This is a genomic window from Sphingopyxis sp. GW821-FHT02C12, assembly GCF_059421785.1.
The window spans coordinates 2,483,912-2,496,598 of the sequence record NZ_JBWKVQ010000001.1 but is presented as its reverse complement, the minus strand read 5'-3'; the positions used below and the strand labels follow the sequence as shown (position 1 = coordinate 2,496,598).

At 66.5% G+C, this 12,687-nt stretch carries 11 protein-coding genes; 2 read left to right on the top strand and 9 right to left on the bottom strand.

Features of this window, described 5'->3' with window-relative positions:
• Positions 1-137: 137 nt before the first annotated feature.
• From AC07U1_RS11945 to AC07U1_RS11935, 3 genes are read right to left on the bottom strand one after another with little or no spacing between them, the layout of a single operon-like run.
• The gene (locus AC07U1_RS11945) at positions 138-1,301 is read right to left on the bottom strand and encodes a Gldg family protein (protein WP_495176364.1); all 1,164 of its coding nucleotides are present in this window, start codon (positions 1,299-1,301) and stop codon (positions 138-140) included.
• The gene (locus tag AC07U1_RS11940; RefSeq protein WP_495177458.1) at positions 1,298-1,678 is read right to left on the bottom strand and encodes a hypothetical protein; all 381 of its coding nucleotides are present in this window, start codon (positions 1,676-1,678) and stop codon (positions 1,298-1,300) included. Before AC07U1_RS11940 ends, AC07U1_RS11945 begins: the two co-directional genes overlap by 4 nt.
• 2 nt (positions 1,679-1,680) lie before the next feature.
• Positions 1,681-2,652: a cysteine synthase A gene (locus AC07U1_RS11935; RefSeq protein WP_495176365.1), complete on the bottom strand. Its 972-nt coding sequence runs from the start codon at positions 2,650-2,652 to the stop codon at positions 1,681-1,683.
• A 363-nt stretch (positions 2,653-3,015) separates the two neighbouring features.
• On the opposite strand from AC07U1_RS11935, the gene AC07U1_RS11930 reads away from it, so the two are divergent.
• Entirely contained in the window at positions 3,016-5,094 is a 2,079-nt protein-coding gene (locus tag AC07U1_RS11930; RefSeq protein ID WP_495176366.1) for a TonB-dependent receptor, read from the top strand.
• Positions 5,095-5,164: 70 nt separating this feature from the next.
• On the opposite strand, the gene AC07U1_RS11925 is transcribed toward AC07U1_RS11930, so the two are convergent.
• The 6 genes from AC07U1_RS11925 to AC07U1_RS11900 form a co-directional block, all read right to left on the bottom strand.
• Positions 5,165-5,704: a hypothetical protein gene (locus AC07U1_RS11925; protein WP_056346868.1), complete on the bottom strand. Its 540-nt coding sequence runs from the start codon at positions 5,702-5,704 to the stop codon at positions 5,165-5,167.
• A 44-nt stretch (positions 5,705-5,748) separates the two neighbouring features.
• Positions 5,749-6,492, bottom strand: coding sequence for a 3-oxoacyl-[acyl-carrier-protein] reductase (gene fabG, locus AC07U1_RS11920; protein ID WP_187138950.1), 744 nt, complete (start codon positions 6,490-6,492; stop codon positions 5,749-5,751).
• Positions 6,493-6,498: 6 nt separating this feature from the next.
• The gene (locus AC07U1_RS11915) at positions 6,499-6,969 is read right to left on the bottom strand and encodes a GxxExxY protein (protein ID WP_495176367.1); all 471 of its coding nucleotides are present in this window, start codon (positions 6,967-6,969) and stop codon (positions 6,499-6,501) included.
• 46 nt (positions 6,970-7,015) lie between these two features.
• The gene (locus tag AC07U1_RS11910) at positions 7,016-8,968 is read right to left on the bottom strand and encodes a beta-propeller domain-containing protein (protein WP_495176368.1); all 1,953 of its coding nucleotides are present in this window, start codon (positions 8,966-8,968) and stop codon (positions 7,016-7,018) included.
• A 71-nt stretch (positions 8,969-9,039) separates the two neighbouring features.
• A complete protein-coding gene (fabD, locus tag AC07U1_RS11905; RefSeq protein ID WP_495176369.1) occupies positions 9,040-9,978 on the bottom strand; it encodes an ACP S-malonyltransferase in 939 nt (312 codons plus the stop codon).
• 134 nt (positions 9,979-10,112) lie between these two features.
• Entirely contained in the window at positions 10,113-10,940 is an 828-nt protein-coding gene (locus AC07U1_RS11900; protein ID WP_495176370.1) for an LD-carboxypeptidase, read from the bottom strand.
• 55 nt (positions 10,941-10,995) lie between these two features.
• Here AC07U1_RS11900 and AC07U1_RS11895 point away from each other — a divergent pair, with 55 nt between their 5' ends.
• Positions 10,996-12,375: a Mur ligase family protein gene (locus AC07U1_RS11895; RefSeq protein WP_495176371.1), complete on the top strand. Its 1,380-nt coding sequence runs from the start codon at positions 10,996-10,998 to the stop codon at positions 12,373-12,375.
• Positions 12,376-12,687 lie beyond the last annotated feature (312 nt).

Sequence of the window (12,687 nt, the reverse complement as noted above, 5' to 3'; positions counted from 1 at the left end):
TGACCGGGTCAATTCACCACATTTCTAGGGCAGATCGGGGCGAAAGGAGCGCAAATGAGCGGCAATGGCCCGCGACGCGCACGCCGCAGACCGCTGTGGATAAGAATCAAGGGGCGGAAAAACGCCGGTTCCGGCGGTCAGCGGATCCAGATCGGCTCGAAATAGGCCCTGGAGGGGCCGCCCAAGGCGGAGACCAGCCATTTCATATTGTCGGACCGGCGGAGCCATAGCGCATCGGGGATCGGCGACTGCCACAGGCTTTCGTGGAGCAGGTCGGCGTCGCCGACGAGCCAGACGGTCGCCCGACCGATCGGACAGCGCGCGACGCGGCGGTCGCCCCAGGTGACGCACGCCGCAGGCAGGCGCGTGAAACGTCCCGCCGAATGGAGCCGGAGCTTCTGCCCCGCCGGGTCGAGGAAGACATCGACATCCCCTGCCCGCTCAGGGTCGACCGCCGCGAGCGCGATCCCCCAATGGTCGAGCAGCGGGGTGAGCAGGCTGGTCACCGGCGGATTGCGCGGATCGCCGAGCGGGTAGGCGGGCGTCCAGCTCGACAGCGCGTCGGCGAGGATGACGATGGTGCGCGGCTGCGCGGTGAGTGTGTCGAGCCGGACAAGTTCCTCTGGCGCAAGCGCGCGTGGATGAGCGACGAGCAAGGCATCTTCATCGCGGACATCCGCGAGACTATCGACGACATGAACGTCCAGCCTCCGGTATAATTCCGAAAGCGCCTGCGCCTCGGAAGGCCCCGCCTCCAGCATCGCCGCAAAATCGCCGCCCTGCCCGGCCCAGCGCAGCGGCAGGCCCGTTATCGTAGCAACGGGCTGCGAAAGCGGCTTGGTCCATGTTGCATAGGCTGGGCCGATCAACGCCTGCCCGGCGACAAACCACAAAATCAGCGTGAGAAGCATTGCCGGCCAACGCAGCGCCGCATGCCAATTACCGGTGCGCCCGATGAGGATTGCCGCAATGCCGCATCCTACGCCACCACATAGCAAGGTGGCGACGAGTTGGAGGCCACCCATTCGCTCCGCCAGTCCATAGTGCAGCGCCAACTGCGTCATGGCCAGGATCAGCAACGCCGCCGCAAAGGTCCGGGCGCGCGCCCGCAGGCTCTCGCCCCGGATGAGCCATGCAAGGAGCAGCGCGCCCGGCATGAGCAGAGGGATTGCCAGCGCCGCGTCGACCCTTCCGAGCAGCATCTGGCCACCGCATATCCAGGCCAGCGCCAGCGCCGGAAGGACATAGGCGGCGGACAGTCGGAGCGTCGGCGCCAGCCCGGCAAAACGCGCGCGCGTCACTGTGCCGATTTGTTCCGTGCGCGCTGCAGTTCGGGATCGGGTTCGAGGTCGGGAACCTTTGCCGTCGCGGGCGGCAAGGGCGCGGCCTTGGCCGCAGACGGGGCCGCCTTTGCAGCGTCGGCCGTCGGCGTCACCGGCTGGACGCCCAGTTCTTCGAGCGGGGCGCCGCTGCCCTTTTCGGCCGTGCCGGTCGCAGCGGGATCCGCGGTCACCGCATCGCTCGCGACCTGTTCGCGCGCCCGCTCCCCGATCAGCCCGGCGAGACCGACGAGCAGCAGCACCGCCATCACCCCGGCGATGCCGATCTGCAGCCGGCGCATCGAATCATTGGGACCCAGCGGTTCGGGCGACACGGGCGAGGGCCTGGGCTTTTTCATGTTCACGCCGCCAATCCTTTGCTCGCCAGCCACTCGGGGTTGTAGAGCGTCGAGAGATAGCGAAACCCGCTGTCGCACAGGATGGTTGCAATGCGCTTCCCGGGGCCAAGTTGGCGTGCCAGCGCCATCGCGCCCGCGACATTGATCCCCGACGACAGGCCGAGGCACAGCCCTTCCTCGTCGAGCAGCTGGCGCACCACCGCGAGTCCTTCGGCATCCGAGATGCGGAATTGCGTATCGATCGGCGCGCCGTCGAGATTGCCGGTGATGCGGTTCTGGCCGATCCCCTCGGCGACGCTCGATCCTTCGGGCTTGAGTTCGCCGCACTGGTAATAATTATAGAGTCCGGCGCCATGCGGGTCGGTCAGCGCGATAGTGATTTTCTCGTCCTTCGCTTTCAGGCCGAGCCCGGTTCCCGCGATCGTGCCGCCGGTGCCCGCGGCACAGGTGAAACCGTCGATGCGGCCGTCCATCTGCTCCCAGATTTCCTCGGCGGTGCCGAAGATGTGCGACTTGCGGTTGGCGATATTGTCGAACTGGTTCGCCCAGATCGCATTGTCGGTTTCCTCGGCGATGCGGCGCGAGGTGTGGACGAAATGGCCCGGATTGGCGAAGGGCGCCGGCGGCACGAGCACCAGCTCGGCGCCGAGCGCGCGGATGGTGTCCATCTTCTCGGCGCTCTGATTGTCGGGCATGACGATGATCGTCCGGTACCCGAGCGCATTGGCGACGAGCGCGAGGCCGATCCCGGTGTTGCCCGCCGTCCCCTCGACGATCGTGCCGCCGGGCTTCAGGTTGCCGTTCGCCTCGGCATCGCGAACGATATACAGCGCGGCGCGATCCTTCACCGAGCCGCCGGGGTTGGCATATTCGCATTTGCCCCAGATTTCGCAGCCCGTGGCGGCGCTGGGACCTTTCAGAAGGACGAGCGGGGTGTTGCCGATCAGCTCGAGGCTGGTGTGCGCAATGGTCATGGCGCTTGATCTAGGGCGCCGTCCCGCAGCCCGCAAGACAGCTTCTTTTGGGAGGACGAAGACGGGGCTTTGCCGGGAGCGGCGGCTTTGGGGTGGGGAGCGGACGCTTATGCCACCGTCATCCCGGGCTTGACCCGGGACCCGCCTTTCTTCGTCAACCGTCGGATAAAAGAAAAGGCGGGCCCCGGATCAAGTCCGGGGTGACGACAGGGGCACGCCCGAAACCAACCGCTCCCCTCCCCCCTCTTCATCGACGGACGGCGCCGTGGTCCCGACGAACGGCGGGAACTGGCCCTTGCCTCTGTAACAATATATCATTACTGACGCCGCCACAGTCGCCAACGAAAACAGGATTTCCTCTCCATGCGCTTGCTTTGCTCCGCCGCTTCGACCCTCGCCCTGATGCTGACCGCGCCCGCCTTTGCGCAGGACACCGCACCGCAGACGGGCGACGACGATTATCACACCGACCAGCCGATCATCGTCACCGCGCCTTATGTGCGCAGCCTCGACATATTGGGCAATGTGTCGGTCATGGAGGGCGAAAAGCTGGCGCAGGATATCCGCGGCCAGATCGGCGACAGCCTGACCAGCCAGCCCGGCGTGTCGGCCAGCAGCTTCTCCCCCGGCGCCTCGCGTCCCGTGCTGCGCGGTTTTTCGGGTGAGCGCGTCAGCGTGCTCGTCGACGGCCTTGGCGCGATCGATGCGTCATCGACCTCGGCCGACCATGGCGTCAGCATCGACCCGCTGACCGCCGAACGCATCGAAATCCTGCGCGGCCCGTCGGTGCTGCTGTTTTCGAGCCAGGCGATCGGCGGCGCGGTCAACGTCTTCGACCGCCGCATCCCGCGCGGCATCCCCGAAGCGCCCTTCCACGTCGACGCGCTCGCCAGCTATGGCAGCGCAGCCGACGACAAGAGCGTCGGCGCCTCGGTCGACGTCGCCCTGACCAAACAGCTCGTCTTCCACGTCGATGGCAATTATCGCGATTCAAACGATGTCCGCGCCGGCGGGCTGATCTATGCCGAGCCTTTGCGCCAGCGCCTGCTCGGCCTCGCCGCCGATGCGACCGCCGACGGCGATGCCGACGAGGCCGCACGGCTGACCGGCGCCGCGAACAGCCGCGGGCGCATCCCCAACAGCGCGAACACGAGCACGAGCGCGGGGGTCGGCGCCGCCTATATCAACGACGGCGGCATGCTCGGCCTGTCGTTCGGCTATCTCGAAACCGACTATGGCATCCCGCCGCGCGCCGACCTGGGCGAGGAACCGACGATCTCGTCGCGCCAGTACCGCGTCGACCTGCGCGGCGAGGTCGAACTGGGCGACGGCCTGTTCGAAAAGCTGCGCGTGCGCGGAGCCTATGGCGATTACGCCCACACCGAATTCGACGACGGCGTCCCCGGTACGACCTTCCTCAACAAGGGCATCGAGTTCCGCACCGAGCTGGCGCAGAACGACCGCGGCGGCTGGCGCGGCGCGAGCGGCTTGCAGTACAGCTTCCGCGACTTCGCGGCGATCGGCGACGAAGCCTTTTTGCCGCCCAACGAAACCACCCGCCTTGCCGCCTTCACGCTGCAGGAAAAGGAAATGGGTCCGCTGACACTCGAGGGCGCGCTGCGGTTCGAAAAGAGCAATATCAAGGCGAGCAGCATCGGTTACGACCGGTCGTTCAACGCTTTTTCGGGTGCGGGCGGTTTCAGCTATGCCCTCGCCGACGGGATCAAGGCGAGCATCTCGGTCTCGCACAGCGAACGTGCACCCTCGGCCGAGGAGCTGCTGTCCGACGGTCCGCACGCCGCGACCCAGACCTTCGAACGCGGCAATCCCGATTTCGACAAGGAAACGAGCTGGGGCGGCGAAGCGTCGCTGAAGTTCAACCGCGACGGCTATTCGGTCGCGCTCACCGGCTATGCGAGCTGGTTCGACGGCTTCATCTATGAAAGCGATACCGGGCTGATCGAAGACGATCTGCCGCTGTTCCAGTTCCTGCAGGACAAGGCGCGCACCTACGGCTTCGAGTTCGAAGCGGCGGCACCGATCGCACAGATCGCCGGTTTCAACATCGTCGGCGACGTCACCGCCGACATGACGCGCGCCAAGATCAAGGGTGCCGGCGTCGACGGAAACGTCCCGCGCATCCCGCCGCTGCGCGTGCTGGGCGGACTCGAAGCGCAGGGCGACCGGATCGACGCGCGCGCCGAGGTCGAATGGACCGACGACCAGAACCGCATCGCGACCTTCGAAACCCCGACCAAGGGTTTCACCCTCGTCAACGCGTCGCTGACCTGGCGTCCGCTGCCCGAGACGAAGAATCTGTCGCTGACGCTGGCGGCGAACAATATCTTCGACGTCGATGCGCGCCGCCACGCCAGCTTCACCAAGGATTATGTGCCGCTCGCCGGCCGCGATATCCGCATTACCGCCCGCGCGAGCTTCTAATCCCTCTTCCGGAAGGGTCGCCCGGGGAAGCCGGGTCCGGCACCGCCGCCGGACCCGGCTCATTGTCCCGTCAGAAGGGCAGCAGCTTGCGCTTGTTCCAGTAGATCGAGGTCGCCGCGGCGTATGCGCCGACCTTTTCCCACACCCCCGAATCGACCTTTTCGATGTCGACGCCGGTGTCGATATAGGCCTGGACGATCGACATGATCTGGTCGTCGGTCATGTCGGCCGACAGGTCCGGATTCGTGCCGCTCGGACCGAAATCGAGCGCCTTGTCGACCGGCGCGTTCGACAGGCTGTTGCGCGCAAGGTCGCCGATCAGCCATTCGCGCGAAATCCGCGCGAGGCCGTAGTCGAAATAGTCGGCCTTGTTCGCCTCGTCGATTGCGTGGCGCGCGACGCAGGTGTCGGTGATCGTCGCCAATTGCTTGAACAGCGCGTCGCGCGACACATCGTCGCCGACGCCGGTCATCGCCGCCCCGATCGACGCCTTCAGCGTCGCATTGGCGTCCTTCGTCACACAGTCGAACTTGGCGCCTTCCTGCGCCATTGCGGCGCCAGGCATGGCGGTCCATGCCAGCAAGGCGCCCGCCATGATTCCCTTCAACATAGGATCGTCCCTTCCACCCGAATTTCCCTCGGCAACACAGTCCCCTAGGACAGCATGGCCATGCCGCCGTTAACATGCAACGTCTGGCCGGTGACATAGCCCGCCTCTTTCGAGGCCAGATAGACCACCGCCGCGGCGATGTCGCTGCCCTCGCCCATGCGCCCCGCCGGGATGCGGGTGTTGAGCGCGTCCTTCTGCGCGTCGGGCAGTTCGGCGGTCATCGCGGTGGCGATGAAGCCCGGCGCGACGCAATTCGCTGTGACCCCGCGGCTCGCCAGTTCCTGCGCCAGCGCCTTGGTCATGCCGGTGACCCCCGCCTTCGACGCCGCATAATTGGCCTGCCCCGGATTGCCGGTGGCGCCGACGACGCTGGTGATCGAGATGATGCGCCCGAAGCGCGCCTTCATCATCGGCTTGGCCGCCGCACGCGCGAGGCGGAAATTGGCTTCGAGGTTGATGCGGATGACGTCCATCCATTCCTCGTCCTTCATCCGCATGATCAGATTGTCGCGCGTCACCCCGGCATTGTTGACGAGGATGTCGAGCTTGCCGCCGAGCGCCTCGACCGCCGAAGGGACCAGCGCATCGACCGCGGCGCTGTCGCCAAGGTTGCACGGCAGCGCGACATGGTCGCCGCCGAGGGTGTCGCGAAAGGCGTTCAGCTTGTCGGCATTGGACCCCGAAACCGCGAGCCGCGCGCCCTGCGCCGCCAGCGCCTGCGCAATGGCCGAACCGATGCCGCCGCTGGCGCCGGTAACGAGGGCGGTCATGCCGGTGAGATCGAACATCAATATCTATCCTTGCAATGGTCCGGTTTTTCCGGACGTCGGTGTATCAGTTTTTTCGCGCAGAGACGCAGAGGACGCAGAGTCTTTGCGGTCGTTTACGAGGCGGCGAATTCCCTGCTTCAATGTCGGCTCGCCAAAATTGATCAGCAGGCCGACGGGCATATGCATCAACCGCAGATATGTGAGAACCTGTTTCGCGTGCACCGGATGCAGATTCTCGGTGGATTTGATTTCGACGACCAGCCGGTCGTCGATCACCAGATCGGCGCGCGCAACCTCGCGAAATTCGATCCCGTCGAAAACGACGTTGATCGGCCATTGCCGATCAACCTTGTATCCCATGGCGGCCAGGCGACCGGCAAGGAGCGTCTCATAGACACTTTCCAGAAGCCCCGGACCGATCTCGCTATGTAGCCGCATCGCGACGCCGATCACGTCATGCGATATCTGGTCGATATGGAGCGCCGCCTCGCCCATCCCCAGCCAACTCTCCGCGTCCTCTGCGCCTCTGCGCGCAAATCTTCTACCCCGACCGGCCGCCTTTCCTCGGAGTAAAGTCGATGCGCGCCGTTTCGCGTATCTTCCCGTCCTGCCAGCGGCCTTCGACAAGTTCATAGCCCATCAATGCGAAGATGCGACCGCCAAAAAACACCGGACGCGCGTTGCCGTACCAGTCGACGCACGAGGCGAGACAATGATCGTCGCCCTGCCCCGGGCGGGCGTCGAGCGTGCCCGCGAGCGACAGGTCGCGCGCGGCGCGGCGGAGGTAGAGGATCGACGCCGCGCTGCCGAGGAACTTCGTCCCGTCGTCGCTGCCGCGCATCACCGGCAGGCCGAGCAACCCGTCGTCGCCGTTGCCGTCCGGGTCGGGGCGATAGAAAAAGGCGTGGCTGCGATTCTCGCCCTCCGCCGCGGCCGGGAAGGCATAGCGGCTCGCGAGCTGCGGCGTGCCGTCGAGCGCCACCGTCGTGAAGGTCAACGCGCCGTCGCCGCCCGAGCCGACGATGATCGCGTCGCGGCCCATGATGTCGATCCGCCCGACCTGATGACCCGGATCGAGCGGGACGACCTCGCCGCCCTTCACCGGGACGGCGTAGAGCGCGGCCTGCCCGCCGCCTTCCTTGCGCAGGTCGCGGCGTATCTGACCGCCCGCATAGAGCAACCAGTCGCCGACGAAGCGGTTCTGCCGCTCCCAACCCTCGACGCCGGGCAGCGCGCGGAAGTCGGCGGGCTTTACCTTAGCCCCGCCGTCGCCAAAGCGCGATGCCGCAAGGTGGAGCAGCGCCATGTCGCCCTTGTCATTCGCCTCGGCCTGCCACATCGCATCGCCGCCGCCCTCGTCCATCGTCAACACGTTGAGCGCGCCGTCGCTTTCTTCGCGGAAGGAGAATTGGTCGAGCGGCATACCGGCGACCTCGACCGCCTGCGGTGCGCCGCCGCCCAGCGGGATGCGATAGAGCATAGCGCGGTTGTCCGCCGGATCGCTGCTCCATTCGGACCCCATGCCGGCCCAGACATAGACGGCGTTCTGCGAGACATAGAAGCTGCGTGACCAGCTGCCGAGCACGTTGGTCGCATCGCAATCCATATCGTCGCTGCCGAGGTCGCAGATCATCACGCTGTGCAGCACATCGCCGGCGAGCCTGTCGTCGGCCCATGCCGGCTGCGGCATATAAATGTCGCGCGCGCCGGTGAACGGCTTGAAGGCGCCGACCTTGCCCTTCTGCCAAGTCGCAAGCGCGGGCAGGCTGTCGACGATCCCCTCATAGGTCGGCAGCGGCGCATAGAAGATCAGCCTGTCGCCGATCAGCCGCGAGGCATAGTTGCGCGACGAATAATAATCGCCCGAACGCAGATAATGGGTGTCACGCCACGTCAGCTTGCCGTCGGCGGAGAGGTGGAAGCGGTTCACCTCGGTGCCGCTGCGCGCATAGCTGTAACCGAGCACGACGACGGTATCGTCGCTAACCAGCATCTCGTCATACCAGGTGCCGTCGGCATCGCTCTTGCCCGGAAAGACATCGACCGCCGCGATCGGTCGCATGCCGCCGCCCGAGGCGTCGATCGTGAAGATGCGCCCACGGCGCAGCACGATCAGCAAATCGCCCTGTTTCTTGACGATGCCACCCTCGTCGACCCCGGCGGTCTGGACATTGGTGATGCCTTCGGCGGCTTTGGTCGCGGGCGGAGGTTCCTCGACGTCGAGGGCCATGGCGGGAGCCGGAGCCGCATCGGCCGAAGCGGCCGATGCGTCCATCGGTGGTGGCGGATTGAGCCGCTCAGCGGCTCTTCTTCGGTCCAGGAATGTCTTTAGTTCCGCCTCGCTCGCAAAGGCGCGCATGCTGCTGGTCGCGCCCGTCGCGGCGGCGATCTGCTGCGCGACCGGCGCCGCCGCGCCGGCCCACAAGGGCGACGCAAAGAGCGCCGCAACGAACGCCCATTGGCCAAAAGCCCAAATGCGTGTGAATCCGCTCATCGCCCTCTCCCCGGCTTGAACCAAGGGAGTTATGATACCTTATCTCTTTAGTAGAGAAAAGTGATATTTCGTCAAAGCGTCTTCAGCAGCGCCTCGATATCGTCCATCGAGATCACGCTCGTCACCTCGACCTCGCCGCTTGCGCTACGCTTGACCATCGGGCCGAGCACCTTGCCGCCGAATTCGACGAACTGGCCGACCCCGATAGCCTCCATCGCACCGACGCTTTCGCGCCAGCGGACGCGGCCGGTGACTTGTTGGATCAGTAGATCGCGGATCGTATCGGCGTCGCCCACCGGGCTGGCGGTGACGTTGGCGACCACCGGGACCAACGGCGCGGCGGGCGGATTGGCGCCGAGCGCTTCGGCCATCGCGTCGGCGGCGGGCTGCATCAGCGGGCAGTGGAAGGGCGCCGACACGGGCAGCAGCACGCCGCGCTTGATGCCATAATCCTTGACCAGCGCGACCGCGCGCTCGACCGCGCCCCTGTGGCCCGAAATCACGACCTGCGACGGGTCGTTGTCGTTGGCGACGGTGCAGATTTCGCCCTCGGCGGCGGCGTCGGCGAGCTTCTGCGCGGTGTCGATGTCGGCGCCGAGCAGCGCCGCCATCGCGCCGATGCCGACGGGCACCGCCGCCTGCATCGCCTGCCCGCGCGTCTTCAAAAGCCGCGCGGTGGTCGCGAGGTCGAAGGCGCCCGCGGCGCAGAGCGCGCTATATTCGCCGAGGCTGTGCCCCGCGACATAATCGGCCTTGGCCGACAGCGTGACGCCGCCTTCCTTTTCGAGCACGCGCAGCGTCGCGATGGCGTTCGCCATGATCGCGGGCTGGGCATTTTCGGTAAGGACCAGCTGGTCCTCGGGGCCCTCGGTCATCAGCTGGAACAGTTTCTGGCCGAGCGCGTCGTCGACCTCCTGGAACACCTCGCGCGCGACCGGCGACGCGTCGGACAAGGCCTTGCCCATGCCGACCGCCTGGCTGCCCTGACCCGGAAAGATGAATGCGCGCATGACCCTGTTCTCCTTGTCTCGCCCCCGCGCAGGGCGTTCAGAGGCACGTGACTCTGAACGCGGCCGTTGGCGTTCGAACTCTAGCGGCCCCCGCCTTCGCGGGGGCGACGCAATAGGGTCAGGCGCCTATTCCCTCACCCCGCGCGATGCAAGCCGAAGGGGACGACCTTGTTGCCCGCATCATGGCCGATATCGGCGCGGCCAAGATACGGAATGTCGCAGCGCGCGCACCAGTGGCGCGCGATATCCTCGGCGTCGGCGCCGAAGGGCCGGTCGTTTTCGGGGATGTCGCTGACGCGGCCGAGCCGCAGCCCGGCCAGCCCGCGCGGGCCGAGATAGCTGGCGACATGGAAGAAGGCGCGATCGAAGGCGTAGAGATATTCGCTCACCTCCTCGACCAGCAATATATGACCACCAAGGTCGGGTTCGAGCGGAGTACCGAGCAGCATCGACAGCGTCATCAGGTTGAACGCCGCGTGGCGCGCGCCATGCTGAAGCCCCGGCTCGCACACCGCAGGATCGCGCGCGACGAGCCAGTCGAGCGCACGCAGCACCGCGGCATCGCCATCCGCGCGGCGGATATCGGCGACCATCGGGCCATGCGCGACATGGTCGAAGCCGTCGCGATAGAGCGCGCCGAGCAGATTGCCCTGGTCCGAATAGCCGAGATACGCCTTGCCGCGCGCGATGTCGGTCATCGCCGCGACCGCGTCCTCGGCGATCCGGCAGGCACCATAACCGCCGCGCGCGAACCAGATCGCGTCGATGTCGGGACGGTTCGCCATCTCGACCAGCGCCGCAAAGCGATGCCCGTCCTCGCCCGCGAAATGGCCGTGGACCGCGAAACATTGCGGGTCGAAGACGAGTTCGACGTCGGGATAGCCGAGGCTCGCCAGCGCGCGCACCGCCTCGGCATCGTCGGGCAATATGGGGGTGCTGGGGGCGACGATCCCGATGCGCATAGCGTTCGCCTCCCCTTCCCTTGCCAAGCCCTCGCCAACGCCATAACGCCGCGCCATGACCGAAAACAAATCCTATTTCTTTTGCGGCATCGGCGGGTCGGGCATGTTGCCGCTGGCGATGATCGTCGCGGCGCGCGGCGCGCAGGTTTCGGGCTCGGATCGCAGCCGCGACCAGGGGCGTTCGCCCGATAAATTCGCGTGGATCGAAGGCCAGGGCATCGCGCTGGTCCCGCAGGACGGCAGCGGCGTCGCCGCCGGCCAGACCCTCGTCGCCTCGGCGGCGGTCGAGGACAGCGTTCCCGACATCGCCGCCGCCAACAAGCTGGGCCTCCCCCGCATGACGCGCGCCGATCTCAACGCGGCGCTGTTCAACGAAGCGGCGCAGGCTGTCGGCGTCGGCGGCACCAGCGGCAAGTCGACTGTCACCGGGATGATCGGCTGGATCCTCGCGCGTGTTGGACGCAAACCCACGGTGATGAACGGCGCGGTGATGCGCAATTTCGCCAGCGACGAAACACCCTTCGCCAGCGCGCTGGTCGGCGATGCGGCCACTTATGTGAGCGAGGTCGACGAGAGCGACGGATCGATCGCGATCTACCGCCCCGACGTCGCGGTGGTCACCAACATCAGCCTCGACCACAAGAGCCTCGACGAGCTGCATCGGCTGTTCGGCGATTTCGCCGCGAAGGCGCGGATCGCGGTGGTCAATGTCGACGACCCCGAATCGCGCCCGCTGATGAGCGGCGAGAATGTCATGCGCTTCGGCTTCAGCCCGCTCGCCGGGATGCGCGGCAGCGATTTCGAGGCACTGCCCGACGGGTGCCGTTTCACCGCGCACTTCAACGTCACGCAGTGCGAGGTGCGGCTGCGGATGCCGGGGCGCCACAATGCGTCCAATGCGCTGGCAGCGATGGCGGCGGCGCGCGCGCTGGGCATTTCGATCCGGGAGTCGGCAGCCGCGCTCGCCGATTTCACCGGCCTTGCCCGGCGCTATGAGGTGCTGGGGCAAGCCGGCGGCGTCACTATGATCGACGATTTCGCGCATAATCCCGACAAGGTCGCCGCGACCCTCGCGGCGGTAGCCGAACTGCCGGGCCGCGCGCTGCTGTTTTTCCAGCCGCACGGCTATGGCCCGCTGCGCCAGATGGGCAAGGAACTCGCCGCCAGTTTCGCGGCCGGCATGCGCGACGGCGACAAATTGTTCGTCTGCGATCCCGTCTATTTCGGCGGCACCGTCGACCGCAGCATCGGCAGCGAGGCGCTGGTCGCCGACATCGTCGCCGGCGGCGGCGATGCGGTCCACCTGACGACGCGCGCCAATTGCGGCGCGGCGATGCTCGATGAGGCGAAAGCGGGCGACCGCATCCTCATCCTCGGCGCGCGCGACGATACGCTGACCGAGTTCGGGCGCGAATTGCTGGCGAAGCTCGCATAGTTCCTTCTCCCCTTGAGGGAGAAGGATACGAAGCCTTGCGCCGAAGGCGCTCGGCGTAGTTGGATGAGGGTTGCGCGCCAGAGGCGCGCGCGGCCCTGCGGACCGCAACCCCTCACCCAGCTTCGACTAACCGCCAAGGCGGTAAGTCTTCGCAACCCTCTCCCTCAAGGGGAGAGGGGCGGCATGCTTGATTCCCTCGCGCAAATCTGTATAGGCGCGGCCATCGGGGCGAGGCTTTGAGCCATCGCCCCGTTTGCTTTGCACCGATTCGCAAAGCGAGACGACAGCCGGAGGGGGTTCGCGATTGGCGCG